The sequence below is a fragment of the Pseudomonas sp. TH39(2020) genome, assembly GCF_016650715.1.
In the GTDB taxonomy this organism is placed as follows: domain Bacteria; phylum Pseudomonadota; class Gammaproteobacteria; order Pseudomonadales; family Pseudomonadaceae; genus Aquipseudomonas; species Aquipseudomonas mandelii_C.
Map to the genome: position 1 here is coordinate 833587 of NZ_JAEKFF010000008.1, position 21459 is coordinate 855045.

At 58.0% G+C, this 21459-nt stretch carries 21 protein-coding genes and 1 pseudogene; 17 read left to right on the forward strand and 5 right to left on the reverse strand.

Features of this window, described 5'->3' with window-relative positions; all coding sequences use genetic code 11:
- Positions 1 to 163: 163 nt before the first annotated feature.
- Complete coding sequence (locus JFU47_RS32150; RefSeq protein ID WP_201188406.1) at positions 164 to 1432, reverse strand: tyrosine-type recombinase/integrase; 1269 nt, start codon at positions 1430 to 1432, stop codon at positions 164 to 166.
- A 230-nt stretch (positions 1433 to 1662) separates the two neighbouring features.
- Here JFU47_RS32150 and JFU47_RS32155 point away from each other — a divergent pair, with 230 nt between their 5' ends.
- Entirely contained in the window at positions 1663 to 2034 is a 372-nt protein-coding gene (locus tag JFU47_RS32155) for a glutathione S-transferase N-terminal domain-containing protein (RefSeq protein ID WP_123366250.1), read from the forward strand.
- A gap of 169 nt (positions 2035 to 2203) precedes the next feature.
- Here JFU47_RS32155 and JFU47_RS32160 read toward each other — a convergent pair whose 3' ends face one another.
- A complete protein-coding gene (locus JFU47_RS32160) occupies positions 2204 to 3370 on the reverse strand; it encodes an aminotransferase-like domain-containing protein (protein ID WP_201188408.1) in 1167 nt (388 codons plus the stop codon).
- 81 nt (positions 3371 to 3451) lie between these two features.
- Between JFU47_RS32160 and JFU47_RS32165 the strand changes: the two genes are divergently transcribed.
- From JFU47_RS32165 to JFU47_RS32175, 3 genes are all read left to right on the forward strand, one after another.
- Positions 3452 to 3898 carry a MarR family winged helix-turn-helix transcriptional regulator gene (locus tag JFU47_RS32165; protein ID WP_149629409.1) on the forward strand — a complete coding sequence of 149 codons (447 nt, stop codon included), beginning with the start codon at positions 3452 to 3454 and terminating at the stop codon, positions 3896 to 3898.
- Between the two features lie 209 nt (positions 3899 to 4107).
- Positions 4108 to 5457 (forward strand): NCS2 family permease, encoded by a 1350-nt coding sequence (locus JFU47_RS32170; RefSeq protein WP_140680094.1) that lies wholly within the window; start codon positions 4108 to 4110, stop codon positions 5455 to 5457.
- A 79-nt stretch (positions 5458 to 5536) separates the two neighbouring features.
- Positions 5537 to 6163: a LysE family translocator gene (locus JFU47_RS32175; protein ID WP_140894243.1), complete on the forward strand. Its 627-nt coding sequence runs from the start codon at positions 5537 to 5539 to the stop codon at positions 6161 to 6163.
- Positions 6164 to 6341: 178 nt separating this feature from the next.
- Here JFU47_RS32175 and uraH read toward each other — a convergent pair whose 3' ends face one another.
- Positions 6342 to 6695 carry a hydroxyisourate hydrolase gene (uraH, locus tag JFU47_RS32180; RefSeq protein ID WP_111449004.1) on the reverse strand — a complete coding sequence of 118 codons (354 nt, stop codon included), beginning with the start codon at positions 6693 to 6695 and terminating at the stop codon, positions 6342 to 6344.
- A 432-nt stretch (positions 6696 to 7127) separates the two neighbouring features.
- Here uraH and puuE point away from each other — a divergent pair, with 432 nt between their 5' ends.
- The 8 genes from puuE (at position 7128) to JFU47_RS32220 (ending at position 15267) form a co-directional block, all read left to right on the forward strand.
- The gene (gene puuE / locus JFU47_RS32185; protein WP_201188410.1) at positions 7128 to 8054 is read left to right on the forward strand and encodes an allantoinase PuuE; all 927 of its coding nucleotides are present in this window, start codon (positions 7128 to 7130) and stop codon (positions 8052 to 8054) included.
- Positions 8051 to 8566: a 2-oxo-4-hydroxy-4-carboxy-5-ureidoimidazoline decarboxylase gene (gene uraD / locus JFU47_RS32190; protein WP_201188412.1), complete on the forward strand. Its 516-nt coding sequence runs from the start codon at positions 8051 to 8053 to the stop codon at positions 8564 to 8566. The genes puuE and uraD overlap by 4 nt, the downstream gene beginning before the upstream one ends.
- Positions 8567 to 8656: 90 nt before the next feature.
- Positions 8657 to 9652, forward strand: a complete 996-nt coding sequence (gene alc / locus JFU47_RS32195; RefSeq protein WP_201188414.1) for an allantoicase — start codon at positions 8657 to 8659, stop codon at positions 9650 to 9652.
- Positions 9653 to 9771: 119 nt separating this feature from the next.
- Entirely contained in the window at positions 9772 to 10275 is a 504-nt protein-coding gene (locus tag JFU47_RS32200) for an ureidoglycolate lyase (protein ID WP_201188416.1), read from the forward strand.
- Positions 10276 to 10325: 50 nt separating this feature from the next.
- Positions 10326 to 11627 (forward strand): urate hydroxylase PuuD, encoded by a 1302-nt coding sequence (locus JFU47_RS32205; RefSeq protein WP_201188417.1) that lies wholly within the window; start codon positions 10326 to 10328, stop codon positions 11625 to 11627.
- A 178-nt stretch (positions 11628 to 11805) separates the two neighbouring features.
- Complete coding sequence (locus JFU47_RS32210; RefSeq protein WP_123366485.1) at positions 11806 to 13164, forward strand: nucleobase:cation symporter-2 family protein; 1359 nt, start codon at positions 11806 to 11808, stop codon at positions 13162 to 13164.
- A gap of 156 nt (positions 13165 to 13320) precedes the next feature.
- Entirely contained in the window at positions 13321 to 14106 is a 786-nt protein-coding gene (locus JFU47_RS32215; protein ID WP_201188419.1) for an outer membrane protein OmpK, read from the forward strand.
- A gap of 375 nt (positions 14107 to 14481) precedes the next feature.
- Entirely contained in the window at positions 14482 to 15267 is a 786-nt protein-coding gene (locus tag JFU47_RS32220) for an outer membrane protein OmpK (protein ID WP_140680101.1), read from the forward strand.
- Between the two features lie 133 nt (positions 15268 to 15400).
- Here the strand turns inward: JFU47_RS32220 and JFU47_RS32225 are convergent.
- Both JFU47_RS32225 and JFU47_RS32230 read right to left on the reverse strand, forming a co-directional pair.
- Positions 15401 to 16572, reverse strand: a pseudogene (locus JFU47_RS32225) (patatin-like phospholipase family protein).
- A gap of 34 nt (positions 16573 to 16606) precedes the next feature.
- Positions 16607 to 17539, reverse strand: a complete 933-nt coding sequence (locus tag JFU47_RS32230; protein ID WP_201188421.1) for a lipid A biosynthesis lauroyl acyltransferase — start codon at positions 17537 to 17539, stop codon at positions 16607 to 16609.
- Positions 17540 to 17657: 118 nt separating this feature from the next.
- Here JFU47_RS32230 and minC point away from each other — a divergent pair, with 118 nt between their 5' ends.
- The 5 genes from minC to JFU47_RS32255 all read left to right on the forward strand — a co-directional run bounded on the left by minC (position 17658) and on the right by JFU47_RS32255 (position 21376).
- Entirely contained in the window at positions 17658 to 18395 is a 738-nt protein-coding gene (minC, locus tag JFU47_RS32235; RefSeq protein ID WP_095129096.1) for a septum site-determining protein MinC, read from the forward strand.
- A 201-nt stretch (positions 18396 to 18596) separates the two neighbouring features.
- Complete coding sequence (gene minD / locus JFU47_RS32240; RefSeq protein WP_033057165.1) at positions 18597 to 19409, forward strand: septum site-determining protein MinD; 813 nt, start codon at positions 18597 to 18599, stop codon at positions 19407 to 19409.
- Positions 19409 to 19663 carry a cell division topological specificity factor MinE gene (gene minE / locus JFU47_RS32245; protein ID WP_007898843.1) on the forward strand — a complete coding sequence of 85 codons (255 nt, stop codon included), beginning with the start codon at positions 19409 to 19411 and terminating at the stop codon, positions 19661 to 19663. Before minD ends, minE begins: the two co-directional genes overlap by 1 nt.
- Positions 19664 to 19753: 90 nt before the next feature.
- Positions 19754 to 20389: an RluA family pseudouridine synthase gene (locus JFU47_RS32250; RefSeq protein WP_123366230.1), complete on the forward strand. Its 636-nt coding sequence runs from the start codon at positions 19754 to 19756 to the stop codon at positions 20387 to 20389.
- Positions 20390 to 20533: 144 nt separating this feature from the next.
- The gene (locus JFU47_RS32255) at positions 20534 to 21376 is read left to right on the forward strand and encodes a hypothetical protein (RefSeq protein ID WP_201188423.1); all 843 of its coding nucleotides are present in this window, start codon (positions 20534 to 20536) and stop codon (positions 21374 to 21376) included.
- Positions 21377 to 21459 lie beyond the last annotated feature (83 nt).

Consider the following 21459-nt stretch of genomic DNA (forward strand, 5'->3'; position numbering starts at 1 on the left):
AGACTATTCCCGGTAATGACTGGCAACAATACAGGCATAAAGCCATTATTGTATTACAGTGATACAGGTATGTTGTATGAAGAACGGCAACCCGTTGAAAGTCCTGCTTTTACCGTTTGTCGGACACTAACAAAAAGGCCCCGGAGGGCCTTTTTGTTTTAATTTAGTTTAATTTTCTTATTGGAATTACATTGTCGGCGGCGATGGCTTCTATATAGTCGGCCACCGCCTGCCAGCCGTCGCGCAGTGTTTCTTTCAGCTTTCTAATGTAATTCGTGTCGGTCACATCGTCTTTACGCTTGTGGTTCATCAGCCGTTTTAAGGTGCTGGACGACACCAGTTCGTCAGCGATGGACGCGAACAGACTGCGCAGCATTTTTGACGTAAACGGAATGCCGGTTGCTGCCGACAATTCATGCGCCAGTTGGTTGACCTGCGCGGGGGTGATGGGAAACAGGCGGTCGGTGGATGCCTTACCTTCGGCATTCCGTTGAGCGATTTCCTGCGCACAGGCCGAAAGCAGTAGGACATGATCCGTGCGGTTTTTGGTGTCGTGTAGGCGAATCTCATCGCCGACCAAATCGCCGACCAACACCTTTAATGGCTCGCCCGGCCGGCAGCCAGTCAGCGCTAGAAAAGCTATATAGTCAGCCACCGGTGACGGCGGCAACGCCTTCAACGCCCGCCACCATTCGCCTAGATGTGTCAGCAGATGCTCGACCGGCTCGGTTTCACTGACACCGGCTTTCTCTAGATAGATGCGATCCGCTTCGCGGGTTTCGACGCTGAAGGGGTCTTGTGGAATTTTGACCGCGTAGAAGCGCAAGATCGCCGCCAGCGTTTGCATCGCATAAAAGGCCTGCCGCCCGCTATGCCGCTTGAGGTTTTCAGCATGCAGCGTCTTTATGTCGTCGGCGCTAATGGCGTAGATCGACTTGTTGGCCAGACGCGCCAAGGTGCCGCCTTTCGTGCGTTTACCAGCCGCCGTTAACCGGGGTGGCTTGAGCATGGATAAATAGTCGGCTTTTGTCCGCTCCTTGAGCGGCAGTTTGTCAGTGCGTCTCCTTTTATCAGTGACGTACTGGTTGATGGCTTCGGCCAATGTCAGGGATTTGGCCTTGTCCTCTCGCTTGGCCGCATTCGGGCTCTGGCCTTCGGCGATCTGGTGAATGATTTCCTTCGCCCGCTTCCGCGCTTGGTCGATGCCCATGATCGGGTAAGGGTGCTCGCCGACTTTGACACGCTCAGGCTTTCCATTCACCCGTTGGAAAATATAGAAGGTCTTCGTGCCGTTAGCGGTGACGCGTAACTGGAGACCGTTGACCTTAGTGTCGTGATAGGTGACCCGCGTTCCAGGCTCGGGCAATGGCAGGGCATCCAGCGCCGCGATAGTGAAGGTGATTTTCTGAGTGGGTGCCCGCTTGCTGCTCATGGGGTTGACCTCCGGGGTTACGCCGGGTTTATGCAATGGGTGTAACCCGGTGTATTTAAATGTAACCCTATAAAGTGCTGAAGGCCCCTAAGTCATTAGTACATAAAGGTTTATGAAACTACGTAAAAGCGGATAAAACATTCTTTTAACGGCATTCATCGCCGGTTTTTTTTCGCCCGCGAAAATCAGGTAAGCTGCGCGCCTTCGTTTGCCCCTGTGAGGCTTATACCGTGTTCGTAAAAGCGCTTCGTGTCGGCCTTGGCCAACTGATCATCTTCATCGACTTCATCACCCGCCCCGGCAAAAAGCAGCGCCCTGCCGAGGTTCAGGCTCAGGTCAACACGGCCGCCAGGGACCTGACCCTGTATCAGTTCCACGCCTGCCCGTTCTGCGTGAAAACCCGCCGCACCCTGCGCCGCTTGAACGTGCCGGTGGCGTTGCGCGACGCGAAAAACAACGAACAGGATCGCCAGGCCCTGCTGGAACACGGCGGCAAGATCAAGGTTCCGTGCCTGCGCATCGAAGAGAATGGCCAGACGACCTGGATGTATGAGTCCAAGGTGATCATCGACTATCTGGACAAGCGGTTTGCCGCAGCCTGAAGGATTTGCAGTGTTCTGAGTGACGCCTTCGCGAGCAGGCTCGCTCCCACATTAGAATGTGGTCAACTGTGGGAGCGAGCCTGCTCGCGAAGAGGCCGGCACAATCACTGCAAATTTCAGACAAAAATAAACCGGCCCACTGGCCGGTTTATTCATTTCTACCCTCCCCTCAAGCCGCTTCCGCCGCCTGGGCCTGACGCAGCACCGCTGCCAACCTTTTGAGCCCTTCGTCCAGCCGTGCCGGGTCGATGTGGCTGAAGTTCAGGCGCAAATGCCCCGGATTGCTGTCCGGTTCAGGGAAGAACGGTTCGCCCGGCATGAACGCCACATCCGCAGCCAGTGCAGCCTTGAGCAACGTACGCGTATCCAGCGGCTGCTTGAGTGTCAGCCAGAAAAACAACCCGCCCTGCGGCACGTTCCAGTTCGCCAAATCTGAAAAATGCGTTTCCAGGGCTGACTGGAACGCGTCTCGACGAACCCGGTAGAAGTCCCGCAGCTCGCTCAAGTGATACTGGAATTTCTCAGTGCCGATCCACTGCAACGCTTGCCACTGGCCTACGCGATTGGTGTGCAAGTCGGCCGATTGCTTGAGTTTCAGCAAGTGCGGAAAGAGATCCGGACTGGCGATCAGATAACCGACTCGCAGTCCGGGCAACAGGGTTTTCGACACGGTGCCGGTGTAGATCCAGCTGGCCTTTTTCAAGCGACTGACAATTGGCGTGGCGCTACCACCGTCGAAGGTCAGCTCGCGGTAAGGCTCGTCTTCGATCAAGGTCACGCCGAACTCATCGAGCAAGGCTGCCACGGCATCGCGCTTGGCTTCGCTGTAGCGCACGGCCGAAGGATTCTGAAAAGTCGGAATCAGGTAGATGAACGCCGGACAGTGTTTTTCCAGACGAGTACGCAGTTGCGCCAGGTTCGGGCCATCAGCCTCCAGAGGGACAGTGATGCAGTCGGCGCCGAACAGCTGAAAAATCTGCAAGGCCGCCAGATAAGTAGGCGCTTCGAGCAAAATTTCGGTGCCTTTGTCGATGTACAGCTTGGCCGCCAGATCGAGGGTTTGCTGTGAACCACTGACCACCAACACCTGACTCGCCTCGCAGGGTACGCCCAGCGCCCGCGCCTCTGCTGCCAGCGCTTCACGCAGCGCCGGCTCACCTTCGCTCATGCCGTATTGGCCCATGGACAGCGGCATGTCGGCCCACTCGACTTTTGGCAGCATGGCTTCGGCGGGCAAGCCGCCGGCGAATGACATCACTTCCGGGCGCTGGGCGGCGGCGAGGATTTCACGGATCAAAGAACTTTTAAGGCGCGAGATACGTTCGGAAAATGCCATGGGGTCACCGGTAGCGAGGCCTGAGGAAAATGAGTCAAACTGGTTGACCGAAATTACGACAGACCGAACGGATACGTCAATATGCTTGACCTTAAAAACCCCGCAACTCAGCAACAAGCGATGGAAGCGTTTTTCTTCGGTTACCAGGCGTTCACCGCGAAAGCCGACGAAATGCTCGAGCGTCGTGGCTTGAGCCGGGTGCATCAACGCATTGTGTTTTTCATTGCGCGCTACCCGAACTTGAGCGTCAAGGAGTTACTGGCGTTGCTCGGGGTGACGAAGCAGGCGCTGAACATTCCGCTGCGCCAGTTGGTGGAGATGCATTTGGTGAACAGTGTCGCGTCCGAAACCGACAAGCGTAAGCGATTGCTGGAGCTGACCGACGATGGCGCGCGGTTTGAGCAGTCGTTGCGGCGTGAGCAGGTGAAGTTGCTGGAGCGGGTGTTTGCCGAGGCTGGGGAGACGGCGGTGAATGGGTGGCTGGCGGTGAATCTGGCGCTGGGTAAAGCCCAGGTCTTTCCAAGCTGATCGTCTATAGCCGATATATCCCGATCAACAAACTTTTCGTCTACAAAATCAAAAACATTATTTGCTTTATTTGTATACAAAAGCATAATCCACTTCGTGCGAGTTCCTGACCAAGCGGTCAACAAATTCGCAAGTGCCTCAAAGGGTCGCTGCCACCCTCATGGGTCCGGCCCTGGAAATAACAATAAAACTCTTGAGGAGTACTCGCTGTGGAAAGCCGCAAATCCGAAGCCCCGACGCTGGAACTCTCGCCGCCGTTACGCAATGGCTGGCTGGAGCGCATCTTCAAACTCAGCTTGCATGGCACCACGGTGAAGACCGAGTTGATTGCCGGTCTGACAACCTTCATCACCATGGCCTACATCATCTTCGTCAACCCCAACATCATGGCCGACGCCGGGATCGATCACGGTGCCGCGTTCGTCGCCACCTGCATCGCCGCCGCGCTCGGCTGCCTGTTGATGGGGCTTTACGCCAACTGGCCGGTCGGCCTGGCGCCGGGCATGGGCCTCAACGCCTTCTTTACCTACACCGTGGTCGGCACCATGGGTTACAACTGGGAAACCGCCCTTGGCGCGGTGTTTGTTTCCGGTGTGTTGTTCATGTTTCTGACTTTTTCCCGGATCCGCGAATGGCTGCTCAATAGCATCCCGGTGAGTTTGCGCTTTGCCATGGGCGCCGGTGTGGGCCTGTTTTTGGGGCTGATCGGCTTGAAAACCGCGGGCATCGTGGTCGACAGCCCGGCCACCCTGATCAAGCTCGGCTCCCTGCGCGAGCCTGGTCCGCTGCTGGCCGCCATCTGTTTCCTGATGATCGCCGTACTTAGCTACCACAAAGTGTTTGGCGCGATTCTCATCAGCATCATCACCGTCACCCTGGCAGGCTGGGGCCTGGGCCTGGTGCACTACGAGGGCCTCATGTCCGCCCCGCCGAGCCTGGCACCGACCTGGATGGCCATGAACATCGCGGGCGTATTCAACGTCAGCATGATCAGCGTGGTGCTGGCCTTCCTCTTCGTGCACATGTTCGACACCGCCGGCACCCTGATGGGCGTCGCCCAGCGCGCCGGCCTGGTGAACGCGGACGGCAAGATCGAAAACCTCTCCCGCGCCCTGAAAGCCGACAGTGCTTCCAGCGTATTCGGTGCGATGGTCGGTGTTCCGCCGGTCACCAGCTATGTGGAAAGTGCCGCGGGTGTAGCCGCTGGTGGTCGGACTGGTCTTACCGCAGTGACCGTAGGTGTGCTATTTATTGCCGCAATGTTTTTCGCACCGCTGGCGGGCATGATCCCCGCTTACGCAACCGCCGGCGCGCTGATTTATGTGGCGATGCTGATGATGGGCGGCATGGCGCACATCGAATGGGACGAAGCGACCGACAGCATTCCGGCGATCGTTACCGCGATCATGATGCCCCTGACCTTCTCGGTCGCCGACGGCATCGCGCTGGGCTTTATCACTTACGTGGTGCTGAAGGCCTTCACCGGTAAGCACAAGGAAATTTCCGTCAGTCTTTGGGTGCTCTGCGCAATCTTCATCGCCAAGTTCGTTTTCTTGTAAGCCGTTTACGATTCAAAAACAGTGTTTCAAAACAGCCTCACCCCGTCGGGTGGGGCTTTTGCACAAATGGAGGAACGTGATGAGTCTGGAAACCTGGCTGCTGTTCAGCGGCGCTGCGCTGGTGGTCATCCTGATCCCGGGGCCACTGTCTTTGCTGATGATCAGCAACAGTCTGAATTACGGTTTGCGCCGTTCTTACCCGGCGTTTCTGGGGGGCGTGATTGCCTCGATCTGCTTGCTCAGTGCGTCGGCGCTGGGTTTGGGCGCCTTGCTGCTGGCATCGGAACAACTGTTCAGTGCCTTGAAGATCGTCGGTGCGCTGTACTTGTTCTACCTGGCCTGGCAGAGCTGGCAGCAATCGCGCCGGCCCTCACACGGCGCTGAAGTGCCCCAGGCTGCGCCAGTGCCACGCTTTCGCGCACTGTTCGGGCGCGCGTTTATGTTGGGCGCCAGCAACCCGAAAGACATTCTGTTCTTCGCCGCTTTCCTCCCGCAGTTCCTCAGCGCAGAGCAACCATTCCTGCCGCAGCTGCTGGTGATGATTGCGACCTGGACCGTGCTGGATTTGCTGTGCAAGTTGGCTTATGGGCTGGGTGCCCATGGTGCGGCGCGATATTTGCGCAGTGGCAAGGGGCAGAGCTGGTTTAACCGGGTGAGTGCGGGGTTGTTCAGTGGTGCCGGTGCAGCATCGCTGTTGAGCCGGTAAAAGCCAACGCTTCGCGAGCAGGCTCGCTCCCACATTGGAATGCGCACTCCTGTGGGAGCGAGCCTGCTCGCGAAGGCGTCGGCACATGCCCCCCATTTCTGAAGGCAAAAAAAAGCCCGCAGTGTGAGCGGGCGAAAGACCAAAGAAGCTATATGCGCAGGATTCTGGGGGGAAAGTCCTAGCTTCCTCTGTAGGTCGAATAGCTATACGGCGAAATCAGCAACGGCACATGGTAGTGATCCTGTTCCGCAGAGATGCCAAAACGCAGCACCACCACATCCAGGAACGCGGGTTCTGGCAGCTGAACGCCACGGGCGCGGTAGTAATCGCCCGCATGAAACTGAACCTGATAGACCCCGGAACGGTAATCATCGCCTTGCAGCAGCGGTGCATCGACCCGGCCGTCGCTATTAGTGACTGCTGTAGCCACCAATTCCAGCTGCGAACCTTCAACGCGGTACAACTCGACCTTGATCGAGCTGCCCGGGCAACCGTGTGCAGCGTCCAAAACGTGTGTAGTCAAACGTCCCATTGATTCTGCGCGCCTGCCTGCGTGGAGCAGTCAGACCTCGCGCCTCCCGAAGTCAGTTGAAAAGGAGACCGCACCGATTCGGAGCACGAAAAGCTGCGGCGAGCGACTGATTAAGACACTTTTCAAAAAAATTGTACACAATAAAAACAACATATTTACCGCTAGATCCGTCATTCATGGATTCCCGCCGAATCTGACGCCGAGCCATAGGGCCAGAGGACCTTCCATCTATTAGCTGACCAATCAGGCAGGTTTCTTGCAATAACATGTGAAGATGACAGTCAGTGAAAAATGCAAAAAAACAGGCTTACAAAGTGGATATAAAGTTGTATACAATCAGCCCATCGCTGTGACGCCAGCCTGTCATCACACTGCAGGCCGCCTCACAAACCTGACCTTGAACAAGTCGAACGAATAAGAAGGAAGACTGCAGTGAGCGCTGACTACCCACGCGACCTGATCGGTTACGGCAGTAACCCTCCTCACCCACACTGGCCGGGCAATGCCCGCATCGCCTTGTCCTTCGTGCTCAATTACGAAGAAGGTGGCGAGCGCAATATCCTGCACGGCGATAAAGAATCCGAAGCCTTCCTCTCGGAAATGGTCTCGGCGCAGCCGTTGCAAGGCGCGCGCAACATGAGCATGGAATCCCTTTACGAGTATGGCAGCCGTGCCGGCGTCTGGCGGATTCTGAAACTGTTCAAGGAATTCGACATTCCGCTGACCATCTTCGCCGTGGCCATGGCCGCCCAGCGTCACCCGGACGTGATCCGCGCGATGGTCGATGCCGGCCACGAGATCTGCAGCCACGGCTATCGCTGGATCGACTACCAGTACATGGACGAAGCTCAGGAACGCGAGCACATGCTCGAAGCGATCCGCGTCCTCACCGAAATCACCGGCGAGCGCCCACTGGGTTGGTACACCGGCCGCACCGGTCCGAACACCCGTCGACTGGTGATGGAAGAAGGCGGTTTCCTATACGACTGCGACACCTACGACGACGACCTGCCCTACTGGGAACCGAACAACCCGACCGGCAAGCCGCACCTGGTGATTCCGTACACGCTGGACACCAACGACATGCGCTTCACCCAGGTTCAGGGCTTCAACAAGGGCGACGATTTCTTTGAATACCTAAAAGACGCGTTCGACGTGCTTTACGCTGAAGGCGCCGAAGCACCGAAGATGTTGTCGATCGGCCTGCACTGCCGTCTGATCGGCCGTCCGGCGCGTCTGGCCTCGCTCAAACGCTTTATCGAATACGCTAAAAGTCATGAACAGGTGTGGTTCAGCCGTCGCGTCGACATCGCTCGCCACTGGCACGAAACCCACCCGTATCAAGGGGCCGTGAAATGAGCCACTTCCAAACCCTGAAGCCGTCGACCCTGAGCCGCGACGCGTTTGTCGCCGCCTTCGCGGACATCTACGAACATTCGCCATGGGTGGCCGAAAAGGCCTTCGACCTGGGCCAGGACGCTTCGATCGACGAGATCGAAACCCTGCATCAGCGCATGAGCGACATCCTGTTGAGCGCCGATCACGCCAGTCAATTGGCATTGATCAACGCTCACCCGGACCTGGCCGGCAAAGCTGCCGTCCAGGGCCAGCTTACCGCGGCCAGTACTGAAGAACAGTCTGGCGCGGGTATTCACCAATGCACGGCCGAAGAGTTCCAGCGCTTCACCGAGCTGAACGACGCCTACAAAGCCAAGTTCAAGTTTCCCTTCATCATGGCGGTAAAAGGCAGCAACCGGCATCAGATCCTCGCGGCGTTCGAAACGCGCATTCACAACCCGCAAGACACCGAGTTCAAATGCGCGCTGGCGGAGATCAACAAGATCGCCCTGTTCCGATTACTGACCCTATAGCGACCTTGGCCCGAGCAAGTTTCCGAACGCAGAACGAGCCCAGGGCCCTGAGAGCATCCCAAGCCAACTCATTAAAGGCAGACAAGAAGAATGAAAGCTTACGCCGTACCTTTCGAGAAGTTCGTCAACCTGGCCGACGCCCGCCTGGGCACCAAAATCATCTCGGTCACCGATGACTGGTTCGCTGATGCCAACCGCCTGTTCCAGCCGACCCCGGCTGTGTGGAAGGAGGGCGTGTTCGATGACAACGGCAAGTGGATGGACGGCTGGGAGTCGCGCCGCAAGCGCTTCGAAGGCTACGACAGCGCAGTGATCCGTCTGGGCGTTCCGGGCTCGATCAAGGGCGTGGACATCGACACTTCATTCTTCACCGGCAACTTCCCGCCGTCGGCCTCCCTGGAAGCTTGCTTCCTGGCCTCGGGCGAGCCGGACGAAAACACCCAGTGGACTGAAGTGCTGTCCGCCGTCGAGCTGCAAGGCAACAGCCACCACTACCACGAAATCAGCAATGACAAGGCGTTCAGCCACCTGCGCTTCAACATCTACCCGGATGGTGGCGTGGCCCGTCTGCGTGTCTACGGTATTCCGTTCCGCGACTGGTCCGCTGTGGGCGACAACGAGCAAGTTGATCTGGCAGCAGCCCTGAACGGTGGCCGCGCCCTCGCCTGCTCCGACGAACATTTCGGTCGCATGAGCAACATCCTCAACCCGGGCCGTGGCATCAACATGGGCGATGGCTGGGAAACCGCGCGCCGTCGCACGCCAGGCAATGACTGGGTCATTGTCGCGCTGGGTCATGCCGGCGAAATCGAGAAAGTCATCGTCGACACCCTGCACTTCAAGGGCAACTACCCGGACACCTGCTCGATGCAGGGCGCATTCGTTAAGGGCGGCACCGACAGCCAGATCGAAACCCAATCGCTGTTCTGGCGCGAATTGCTGCCGGCGCAGAAACTGGAAATGCACGCCGAACACACCTTCGCCGAGCAGATCAAGGCGCTGGGCCCGATTACCCACATCCGTTTGAACGTGTTCCCGGATGGTGGTGTGAGTCGCCTGCGCGTTTTGGGCAAGGTCGCTAAATAAGCGGTGAGGCCATTCGCGAGCAGGCTCGCTCCCACAGGGGTACGCGGTCGAATGTGGGAGCGAGCCTGCTCGCGAAGACGATAGAACAAACAACACAGAACTCGGAAAAGAAGACCAGCATGCGCACATTAACGATTGAACCGCTGACCAAAGAAGCCTTCGCCCCTTTCGGTGACGTGATCGAAACCGACGGCAGCGATCACTTCATGATCAACAACGGTTCGACCATGCGCTTTCACAAACTGGCGACGGTGCAAACCGCCACGCCAGAGGACAACGCGATCATCAGCATCTTCCGCGCCGAAGCGCAGGACATGCCGCTGTCCGTCAGCATGCTGGAGCGTCACCCGCTGGGCAGCCAGGCTTTCATTCCGCTGCTCGGCAACCCCTTTCTGATCGTGGTCGCGCCACTTGGCGATGAACCTGTATCAGGCTTGGTCCGCGCCTTCGTCACCAACGGCAGGCAGGGCATTAATTACCATCGCGGCGTTTGGCACCATCCGGTGCTGACGATCGAAAAGCGGGATGACTTCCTGGTGGTTGATCGCAGTGGCACAGGCAATAACTGCGATGAGCATTTTTTCAAAGAGGATGAGCGTTTGATCCTTGCCCCCCACCAATAAGAGAAGGTCTGATCACTCGACAACAGAGTGACAGGCGAGAGGTAAAGACTGTGGAAGCACATCTGTTGGAATGGCTGAACCTGAGCGTGCGCTGGGTTCACATGATTACTGGCGTGGCCTGGATCGGTGCGTCGTTCTATTTCGTCTGGCTGGAAAACAACCTCAATCGGGTTAACCCGAAAAGTGGTCTGGCGGGCGATCTGTGGGCGATCCACGGCGGCGGTATCTACCACCTGGAAAAATACAAACTGGCCCCACCGACCATGCCGGACAACCTGCACTGGTTCAAATGGGAAGCCTATTTCACCTGGATGTCGGGGATCGCGCTGCTGTGCGTGGTGTTCTACTCCAACCCGACGTTGTACCTGCTGGCACCGGGCAGCAGCCTGACCGGCCCTGAAGGGGTCGCACTGGGCATCGCCTCGTTGTTCGTCGGCTGGTTCGTCTACTCCTTCCTCTGCGACTCGGCCCTGGGCAAACGCCCTGCCCTGCTCGGCTTCATCCTGTTCGTGCTGATCATTGGCGCTGCTTACGGCTTCAGCAAAGTGTTCAGCGGTCGTGGTGCGTACCTGCACGTCGGCGCGATCATCGGCACCATCATGGTCGGCAACGTGTTCCGCATCATCATGCCGGCCCAGCGCGCACTGGTTGCCGCGATTGCCGAGAACCGCACGCCGGATCCGGCGCTGCCGGCCAAAGGCTTGCTGCGTTCGCGTCACAACAACTACTTCACCTTGCCGGTGCTGTTCATCATGATCAGCAACCACTTCCCGAGCACCTACGGCAGCCAATACAACTGGCTGATCCTGGCCGGGATCGCGGTGTTGGCGGTGTTGGTGCGTCACTACTTCAACACCCGTCATGACAGCCACAAATTTGCCTGGACCCTGCCCGTTGCGGCAGTGGGCATGATCTGCCTGGCTTACGTGACTGGCCCGGCGCAGATGCCCAGCGCGCCTGAAGTAGCCAAGGCGCCTGGCACCATCGAGTACCAGCCGCTGCCGGAAACTGCCCTCGGTGGTGGTGCCAAACCTGAAGCGGCGAAACCTGCTGCGCCTGCCGCTGCACCGGCCCAAGCGTCGAATCAAGGTCCGGCGTTCGACAAGGTGCATAGCGTGATTCAGGAGCGGTGCGCGGTTTGCCACTCGGCCAAACCGACCAGCCCGCTGTTCAGTGCTGCACCGGCCGGTGTGATGTTCGATACCCCCGAGCAGATCCGTCAGAACGCTGCACGCATCCAGGCTCAAGCCGTCACCAGCCAGATCATGCCACTGGGCAACATCACCCAGATGACCCAGCAGGAACGTGACCTGATCGGTGCCTGGATTGTTCAGGGAGCTCCAACCAATTAACCGTTGAAAAGCATCGCGAGCAGGCTCGCTCCCACAGGATTTGTATCGCCTGTGTGGGAGCGGGCTTGCCCGCGAAAGCGTCAGGTCAGTCAGTAATGGCCTCTTCGCGAGCAAGCCCGTTCCCACAGGTTTGCCTGATGCACAAAATCACAAGAATAAAAAAGATCCGAGGTGTTGCATGTCCGAGCTATCCAAAGCCCGCATCCCCGACGCACCCGCCATTCAGCGCTTACCCCTCTTGCAACTGATCCTGGTCGGTCTGCAACACGTTTTGCTGATGTACGGCGGAGCCATCGCGGTACCGCTGATCATCGGACAGGCCGCTGGCCTGAGTCGTGAAGAAATCGCCTTCCTGATCAATGCCGACCTGCTGGTGGCCGGGATCGCAACCATCGTGCAGTCGCTGGGCATCGGTCCCATGGGCATCCGTATGCCGGTGATGATGGGCGCCAGTTTCGCCGCTGTCGGCAGCATGGTCGCCATGGCCGGCATGCCAGGCATCGGCCTGCAAGGGATCTTCGGCGCGACCATCGCCGCCGGGTTCTTCGGCATGATCATCGCGCCATTCATGTCCAAAGTCGTACGCTTCTTCCCGCCTCTGGTGACCGGCACGGTCATCACCTCGATCGGTTTGTCGCTGTTCCCCGTGGCCGTGAACTGGGCCGGCGGCGGTGCAGGTGCCGCGCAATTCGGCTCGCCGATTTACCTGGCCATCGCCGCGCTGGTGCTGGCAACCATCCTGCTGGTCCACCGCTTCATGCGAGGTTTCTGGGTCAACATTTCCGTGTTGATCGGTATGTGCCTGGGTTACGTGCTCTGCGGCCTGATCGGTATGGTCGACCTGAGCGGCATGGCCCAGGCGCCTTGGTTGCAATTCGTGACCCCGCTGCATTTCGGCATGCCGAAGTTCGAACTCGCACCGATCCTTTCCATGTGCCTGGTGGTGGTGATCATCTTCGTCGAGTCCACCGGGATGTTCCTGGCGCTGGGCAAAATCACCGGTCAGGACGTCTGCCCACGGATGCTGCGTCGCGGTTTGTTGTGTGATGCCGGCGCCTCGTTCTTCGCCGGTTTCTTCAACACTTTCACCCACTCCTCTTTCGCGCAGAACATCGGCCTGGTGCAGATGACCGGCGTACGTTGCCGCTCAGTGACCATCGTCGCCGGCGGTTTGCTGGTGGTGTTGAGTTTGTTGCCGAAAGCGGCGTTTCTGGTGGCATCGATTCCACCCGCCGTACTGGGCGGCGCAGCGATTGCGATGTTCGGGATGGTCGCCGCCACCGGCATCAAGATTCTTCAGGAAGCCGACATCGGTGACCGCCGCAACCAGTTACTGGTGGCGGTGAGCATCGGCATGGGGTTGATTCCGGTGGTCCGTCCGGAATTCTTCGCCCACCTTCCGATGTGGATGAGCCCGATCACCCACAGCGGCATTGCGATGGCGACGCTGAGTGCGCTGTCGCTGAACCTGCTGTTCAACATCCTCGGCGGCGCCGAACGCGCGGCCATCAACGACTGCCACGCGCACCCGCATTAACAGACCAAAACCACAAACCTGTGGGAGCGAGCCTGCTCGCGAAAGCGGTTTACCAGTCAACATTCATGTTGAATGTGCCGACCTCTTCGCGAGCAAGCCCGCTCCCACAGGGGGAACACCTGCGCCTCAAACAATAAAAACAAGAGGGAGCAACAGATGATTCGCACACAGACAAACATGCTGTTAGGCGGTGGTCTACTGGCCGCCAGTCAGGCCATGGCCGGCGATTTACTGCTGTGGCAGACCAACAGCCTGAGCTATCTGTATGGCAAGGATTTCGCGGTCAACCCGTCGATCCAGCAGACGATAACCTTTGAGCACGCCGACCGCTGGAAGTACGGCGACAACTTCCTGTTCGTCGACAGCACTTACTACAACGGTGAGCAAGACCGGAACAAAGGCGTTCACGCCTATTACGGCGAGTTCAGTCCGCGCCTGTCTTTCGGAAAAATCCTCGACCGCCGTTTCGAATTCGGCCCGATCAAAGACGTGTTGCTGGCCATGACCTACGAGAATGGCGAAGACGACACCGAGGCCTATCTGATCGGCCCCGGTTTCGACCTCGCGGTACCGGGCTTCAATTTTTTCACCTTGAACTTCTACTATCGCCAGACCGAAGGCTCGCGTCCCGGCGACGATGTCTGGCAGATCACGCCGGCCTGGTCCTACACCCTGCCATTGGGCAACTCGAACCTGTTGATCGACGGCTACATCGACTGGGTCGTGGATAACGACCAGAACTCACAGGGCACCTACCACGCCAACCTGCACTTGAACCCGCAGATCAAATATGACCTGGGGAAGGCCTTGGGCTGGCGGGAGAAACAGGTGTACGTCGGCGTCGAATACAGCTACTGGAAAGACAAATACGGCATCGAAAACAACGCCAACCTCGACACTAATGAGAACACCACCAGCCTGCTGGTGAAGGTGCATTTCTAGATGATCCGCAACCGTGCTCCAAACCTGTCGTCGGTGCGCTGTTGCGGGGCACTTGAGACCTGGCCAAGGAGTCAGTATTCTCCGCGGCCGCCCGAATCTGGTCTAAAAAAAAGCCCGGATTTAATTCCTGACCAGAAAGCCAACTTATCCCGGCGCTGGACGGTACCAAGGCACTCCAAAACCTCTCTCAATCGACTGCTCTTGAGCCGCCGAACGGGAGTTTTTTGGCTTTTCAAAAGCCTTGGCTCAGCTCTTGCTAACAGCACTGAAGCTGACCGACTGGATGATTTTTTACAGCTACAGAAAAAGGCGCCACACCAGAGCGCCGACCTTAGAAAAATAACGTGGAACCACCTACTTTTTGGGAGCAACCGAATGAAACGTACGTGCACTAGCCTGATGCTGGCGGGATCGTTGCTGGCTGGGGGCCAGGCCATGGCCGGCGATTTGCTGCAATGGCAGAACAACAGCCTGACCTACCTGTATGGCAAGGATTTCCAGGTCAACCCGCGCATTCAGCAGACGGTGACTTTCGAACACGTCGATGGCTGGAAATACGGCGACAACTTCATGTTCGTCGACAAGATCTTCTACAACGGCAAAGACGATAGCTACGCTGGCTCGAACACCTACTACGGCGAGATCAGCCCACGTTTGTCGTTCGGCAAGATCTTCGACCAAAAGCTCGAATTCGGCCCGATCAAAGACGTACTGCTGGCCATGACTTACGAGTTCGGTGAAAACGATACCGAGTCCTACCTGATCGGCCCCGGTTTCGACCTGGCGATCCCGGGCTTCGACTACTTCCAGCTGAACTTCTACAACCGTCATACCGAAGGCGACCGCCCAGGCGACAATATCTGGCAGGTCACTCCGGTCTGGTCCTACACCATCCCGGTGGGCGATTCGAACATCCTGATCGACGGTTTCATGGACTGGGTGGTCGACAACGACGTCAACAAAAAAGGCGAGTACCACGCCAACCTGCACTTCAATCCACAGGTCAAATACGACTTGGGCAAGGCGCTGAACCTTGGCGAAAAGCAGTTGTACGTCGGCGTCGAGTATGACTACTGGAAAAACAAGTACGGTATTGAAGACAGTCAGGGCTTCAAAACCGATCAGAGCGTAACCAGTTTCCTGGTCAAGGTTCACTTCTGATCCGGCGGCGTCTGTAAGGACGCCATCGCGGGCAAGCCCGGCTCCCACAGGGATTCATGGTGTGTTCACAATCTGTGGCACAACACAAAACCTGTGGGAGCCGGGCTTGCCCGCGATGGCCGCACCGCCGATATCAAGCCGGAACCACAGGCTCCGCCAACCCGAGAAACCGGCACAACTCCCCCGCTTGGCCAACGCATCCCGCCGCCCCAAATCAATCAATTCGCTGCAATACCCCGCCTCGAACAGCAGATAACTCAGCACCCCCGCCCCGCTCGTCTTGGTCGCCCCCGGCCCGCGCAGAAACAGACGCAGCGCCGCCGGCAACTCCTGCCGATGCCGCGCCGCAATTTCGTCGATCGGCTGACTGGGCGAAATCACCAGCACGTCCACCGGCGCCACTCCCAGTGCGCGCGTCGGCGTGCCATCAGGCATCAAGTGGCTGAACTGGTTTAGACGCTGCAACAGCTCGATGTCACTTTCCAGGCTGTCAATGAACGTGCTGTTGAGCAGGTGTCCGCCGATCTGTGCCAGGCTCGGCTGCTGGCCGGTGTAGGCGCGTTGCAGCGGTTGTTCCGGGTCGATGCCGCGGGGGTTGCCGCTGACGCCCACTACCAGCACTCGGCTGGCGCCCAGGTGCAGCGCCGGACTGATCGGTGCCGACTGACGTACCGCGCCGTCGCCGAAATACTCTTCACCGATTTTGACTGGCGCAAACAACAGCGGGATGGCGGAACTGGCCAGCAAGTGATCGACGGTCAATTGCGTGGGGACGCCGATTCGCCGATGGCGCAACCAGGCATTGATGGTGCCGCCGCCCTGATAAAAGGTCACCGCCTGACCGGACTCGTAGCCGAACGCGGTCACCGCGACCGCCTGCAACTGCTTCTGTGCAATGGCCTCGGCAATCCCGCTCATCTGCAGTTTGTCATCGAGCAATCCGCGCAGCGGCGAACTGTTGAGCAAAGCCACCGGCACCTGAGCACCAATCCCGAGCAAACTGTGGCTGACAAAACGGCTGGCCTGGTGGATCACGCCCGGCCAGTCGCTGCGCAACACCAGATGACTGCGAAAGCCCTGCCAGAAGGCTGTCAGACGTTGAATCGCACCACGAAAATCCATCGCCCCACTGGCGAGGCTGACCGCGTTGATTGCGCCGGCCGAGGTGCCGACGATCACCGGAAACGGATTGCTCGCACCGACCGGTAACAGCTCGGCAATCGCCGCCAGCACACCCACTTGATAGGCCGCCCGGGCCCCGCCGCCGGAAAGAATCAACCCTGTAACCGGTTCAGCAGGACTCATCGCAACACTCCATGGTGCTTATAAGGGCGGTGGTTCAACCGCGTTTTGCGTACAGCTTCGGCTCGCCCGGCGGACGACTCTTGAAGCGACGATGAGCCCAAAGGTATTGCTGCGGACATTCGCGCAAGACACCTTCGATCCATTGGTTGATCCGCAGGCAGTCGGCTTCTTCGGTTTCGCCGGGAAAACCTTCGAGCGGCGCATGAATCACCAGTCGATAACCGCTGCCATCCGCCAGACGTTCCTGAGTGAACGGCACCACCAGCGCCTTGCCCAACCGCGCAAACTTGCTGGTGGCAGTAACGGTAGCGGCCTGAATCCCGAACAGCGGCACGAAGATACTTTGCTTGGCGCCATAGTCCTGATCCGGCGCGTACCAGATTGCCCGACCTGCGCGCAGCAATTTGAGCATGCCGCGCACGTCGTCGCGCTCCACCGCCAGCGAATCGACGTTGTGCCGCTCGCGCCCCATGCGCTGGACGTAGTCGAACAACGGATTTTTGTGTTCGCGGTACATGCCATCAATGGTGTGCTGCTGGCCAAGCAACGCCGCGCCGATTTCCAGCGTGGTGAAATGAACGGCCATCAGGATCACGCCTTTGCCGTCACGCTGGGCTTTTTTCAGATGCTCCAACCCTTCGACATGGGCCAGCTTTGCCAGACGCTCCCGCGACCACCACCAGCTCATGGCCATTTCGAAAAACGCGATGCCCGTTGAGGCGAAGTTTTCCTTGAGCAGGCGCTTGCGTTCGGCAGCGGTTTTTTCAGGGAAACACAGTTCGAGATTGCGCTTGGCAATGCGCCGTCTGTCGCCCGCTACTCGATACATCAATTTACCCAGGGCACGACCGATCGACAGCAGCGCCGGATACGGCAACTGGACAATCAGCCACAACAGCCCCAAGCCACACCACAGCGGCCAGAAACGCGGAGAAAGAAATGCTGTTCGAAAACGCGGGCGATCCATTAAAGGTTCCGGAAAGACAATGGCCGCGCATTCTACATCGTTCGACCCGGCTTGCGGCTCGCGGGCGTTCTCGTTATAAGTCTCGGCACTTTTAGTGACAAGTCGTTGTATGCCGACCATGAGCCAAACCGAACCGCTAGACCAAGATCCCGTGTTCCAGCTGAAGGGCAGCATGCTCGCCATTACGGTGCTGGAACTGGCCCGTAACGACCTCGAGAACCTCGATCGTCAACTGGCCGCCAAGGTCGCCCAGGCGCCTAACTTCTTTAGTAACGCGCCACTGGTGCTGGCACTGGACAAACTCCCGGCCAGTGAAGGCGCAGTTGATCTGCCTGGCCTGATGCGCGTCTGCCGCCAGCATGGCCTGCGCACCCTGGCAATCCGTGCCAGCCGCATTGAAGACATCGCCGCGGCCATCGCGGTCGACCTGCCGGTGCTGCCACCGTCCGGCGCCCGTGAGCGTCCGCTGGACCCGCTCGAAGGCCAAGTCAAGAAAAAGCCGGAAAAACCGCCGGAGCCGACGATCAAGCCAACGAAGATCATCACGTCGCCCGTCCGCGGCGGGCAGCAGATTTATGCCCAGGGCTGCGATCTGGTGGTGATCTCGTCGGTCAGCCCGGGGGCGGAACTTCTCGCCGATGGGAACATCCATGTATACGGCCCGATGCGCGGTCGAGTGTTGGCCGGCGTCAAAGGCGACACGAAAGCCAGGATTTTCTGTCAGCAAATGAGCGCTGAACTGGTCTCCATCGCAGGCCACTACAAGGTTTCGGAGGATCTGCGTCGCGACCCTTTGTGGGGCGCGGGCGTACAGGTCAGCCTGTCGGGCGATGTGTTGAACATCATTCGGCTTTAACGGATACTGCCGCATTTTCCAAACATCTCTAAAACGTAGCGAAAACGGCTCAAACGAAGTAGGAAAAAGGTCATAAGCAGTGTTTACCCGAGGTAAGCGCCGTTCTGCACCGAATTCCAGCCAAGGCTGTCCGACTGCAGTAGTTTTTCTAGAGATGTTTTTCAGGGGCTAAATGTCCTTTTTCCTTAGGGGTGAAACACCTTGGCCAAGATTCTCGTGGTTACATCCGGCAAGGGTGGTGTGGGTAAGACCACCACCAGTGCTGCTATCGGTACCGGCCTCGCACTGCGTGGTCACAAAACAGTTATCGTCGACTTCGACGTCGGTTTGCGTAACCTCGACCTGATCATGGGTTGCGAGCGCCGCGTGGTGTATGACTTCGTCAACGTGGTAAACGGCGAAGCCAACCTGCAACAAGCCCTGATCAAAGACAAACGCCTGGAAAACCTTTACGTACTGGCCGCCAGTCAGACCCGCGACAAAGACGCGCTGACTGTGGAAGGCGTGGAAAAAGTGTTGATGGCGCTGAAAGAAGACTTCGAATACGTGGTCTGCGACTCTCCGGCCGGCATCGAAAAAGGCGCCCACCTGGCCATGTACTTCGCAGACGAAGCGATTATCGTGACCAACCCGGAAGTGTCCTCGGTTCGTGACTCGGACCGCATGCTGGGCCTGCTGGCCAGCAAGTCCCGCCGCGCGGAAAAGGGCGAAGAGCCGATCAAGGAACACCTGCTGCTGACCCGCTACAACCCGCAACGAGTCAGTGACGGCGAGATGCTCGGCGTCGAAGACGTCAAAGAGATTCTGGCGGTTGCCCTGCTGGGTGTCATTCCGGAATCCCAAGCAGTACTCAAAGCTTCCAACTCGGGCGTGCCAGTCATTCTCGACGACCAGAGCGATGCCGGTCAGGCATACAGCGATGCGGTCGATCGTCTGCTGGGCAAAACCGTGGAGCATCGTTTTCTCGATGTAACGAAGAAGGGATTCTTCGAGCGCCTGTTTGGAGGTAGATAATGAATCTTTTTGACTTCTTTCGTGCCAGCAAAAAGGTCAGCACCGCGTCGGTAGCGAAAGAGCGTCTGCAGATCATCGTGGCGCACGAACGCGGCCAGCGCAGTACACCGGACTACCTGCCAGCCTTGCAGAAGGAATTGGTCGAGGTCATCCGCAAGTACGTCAATATCGGGTCCGATGACGTGCACGTCGCTCTGGAAAACCAGGGCAGTTGCTCGATTCTGGAACTCAATATCACCCTGCCTGACCGCTAGTCGATCAGACAGGAGCCACGGCGGCTCAGGCCCCTTCTGTTAATGGAAGGGGCCTGAGCCGCCGTTGGCGTTTGTTACGAGGCTGTTTTAATGCCGCTGTCCAACATCCGCATCATCCATCAGGACGCCGCCGTACTGGTGGTGAACAAACCGACCCTGCTGCTCTCTGTCCCTGGCCGGGCTGATGACAACAAGGATTGCCTGATTACCCGCCTGCAAGAAAACGGCTACCCGGAAGCGCGAATCGTCCATCGTCTGGACTGGGAAACCTCCGGCATTATTCTGTTGGCCCGTGATCCGGACACTCATCGCGAGCTGTCTCGGCAATTTCACGACCGCGAAACCGAAAAGGCCTACACCGCCCTGTGCTGGGGACAACCGGAACTGGACAGTGGCAGCATCGATCTGCCCTTGCGCTACGACCCGCCGACCAAGCCACGCCATGTGGTGGACCATGAATTCGGCAAGAATGCCCTGACCTTCTGGCGGGTATTGGAGCGTTGCGGCGACTGGTGTCGTGTCGAATTGACGCCGATCACCGGCCGCTCCCATCAGTTGCGCGTGCACATGCTTTCCATCGGCCATCCGCTACTGGGTGACGGGCTGTATGCCCACGAGCAAGCACTGGCCGCCTGGCCACGACTTTGTTTGCACGCGAGCATGCTTAGCTTCACTCACCCGCAAAGCGGCGAACGCTTGCGCTTCGAGTGTCCTGCTCCTTTTTAAGCAAACGCCGAACCAAAAAAACCCTTCCATTGAAGGGTTTTTTATTTCTTGTTACAAAACGACGTAAAAATGGCGTGAAAATATTGTCATGAGTTTGTAATGAAACGTAAAATAAAGGCACTTTGATATCAGGCAGGAAGCCTCGTGCTCAGCAACAAGACATACCAAGACGACTACCCGTTCACCTTCTGCCTATTCAATACGACGCTGCACCTTAGCGAGCAGCCTTCAACCGAAGCACAACAGGCGCTTGAACAGCTCATATACAAACGACGCGCCCACAAGCTCACCCGTGCGAGTGCGCCGCTGGCCTCCGGCGATACGCCGCTGTTCGCCAAGGTCCAGCCGCTGGATACCTTGAAGGCAAAAATGCGCGTGACCTTTGGCAAACCGCAGCGCAATGGCCGATTCGACTGGCCGCTGGAAGAATTGATCAATACGCTCGAAGCGCAGCGCCGTGGCGTACAAATGCCGCCGCTGCAAGGGTTCGGTTACACCAAGGACCGACTGGGGCTGACCCAGGAATATTTCATTATCACGCGCCTGCTCGACGATCATATCGACGGCGTGCAATGGCTTAAACGCAACCCGGACAGTGTCGAAACATTCATTCTCGACGCCTTCGAATTGCTGAGCTCCCTGTCCCGGAAGAGCATCACGCACATGGATTTCTGGGCTGGAAACATTATGATCCCGGAAACGCCGCGGACCCCGCTCAAAGCCATCGACTTTGAAAACTGCTTTGCCGGCCAGACAAACCATCAAAGCGAAACCCTCGGTTTTCAACTGGGCTTCTTCTATCGCCGGGACATCTACAAGCTCATCACCGAAGCCACCTATGACCGACTGGTGGACGAGTACATTCGACAGATCCCGGGTATCTCGAAGGAAAAATTCAACGAGGTATACCTCGCGAGCAAACATGAATATGTGGGCCGCAAGCAACGTCGCGAAGTGTTCCTCAATGGCAAGTTGATCACCGGTTGACTCATCCTCTTCGCCAATCGGCAGTCGGCGTACGTCGAATGGCATTGACTCTGCAATGCCGTGGGCCAATACGTTAAACTTGC

What these genes read in the sequence shown, in the direction of transcription:
- JFU47_RS32165 (WP_149629409.1), top strand. Translation starts at nt 3,452, where the DNA reads ATGCTTGACCTTAAAAACCCCGCAACTCAGCAACAAGCGATGGAAGCG.
- JFU47_RS32200 (WP_201188416.1), top strand. Translation starts at nt 9,772, where the DNA reads ATGCGCACATTAACGATTGAACCGCTGACCAAAGAAGCCTTCGCCCCT.
- JFU47_RS32220 (WP_140680101.1), top strand. Translation starts at nt 14,482, where the DNA reads ATGAAACGTACGTGCACTAGCCTGATGCTGGCGGGATCGTTGCTGGCT.
- minC (WP_095129096.1), top strand. Translation starts at nt 17,658, where the DNA reads ATGAGCCAAACCGAACCGCTAGACCAAGATCCCGTGTTCCAGCTGAAG.
- JFU47_RS32150 (WP_201188406.1), bottom strand. Translation starts at nt 1,432, where the DNA reads ATGAGCAGCAAGCGGGCACCCACTCAGAAAATCACCTTCACTATCGCG.
- JFU47_RS32250 (WP_123366230.1), top strand. Translation starts at nt 19,754, where the DNA reads ATGCCGCTGTCCAACATCCGCATCATCCATCAGGACGCCGCCGTACTG.
- JFU47_RS32160 (WP_201188408.1), bottom strand. Translation starts at nt 3,370, where the DNA reads ATGGCATTTTCCGAACGTATCTCGCGCCTTAAAAGTTCTTTGATCCGT.
- uraD (WP_201188412.1), top strand. Translation starts at nt 8,051, where the DNA reads ATGAGCCACTTCCAAACCCTGAAGCCGTCGACCCTGAGCCGCGACGCG.
- alc (WP_201188414.1), top strand. Translation starts at nt 8,657, where the DNA reads ATGAAAGCTTACGCCGTACCTTTCGAGAAGTTCGTCAACCTGGCCGAC.
- JFU47_RS32210 (WP_123366485.1), top strand. Translation starts at nt 11,806, where the DNA reads ATGTCCGAGCTATCCAAAGCCCGCATCCCCGACGCACCCGCCATTCAG.
- uraH (WP_111449004.1), bottom strand. Translation starts at nt 6,695, where the DNA reads ATGGGACGTTTGACTACACACGTTTTGGACGCTGCACACGGTTGCCCG.
- minE (WP_007898843.1), top strand. Translation starts at nt 19,409, where the DNA reads ATGAATCTTTTTGACTTCTTTCGTGCCAGCAAAAAGGTCAGCACCGCG.
- JFU47_RS32175 (WP_140894243.1), top strand. Translation starts at nt 5,537, where the DNA reads ATGAGTCTGGAAACCTGGCTGCTGTTCAGCGGCGCTGCGCTGGTGGTC.
- JFU47_RS32230 (WP_201188421.1), bottom strand. Translation starts at nt 17,539, where the DNA reads ATGGATCGCCCGCGTTTTCGAACAGCATTTCTTTCTCCGCGTTTCTGG.
- JFU47_RS32215 (WP_201188419.1), top strand. Translation starts at nt 13,321, where the DNA reads ATGATTCGCACACAGACAAACATGCTGTTAGGCGGTGGTCTACTGGCC.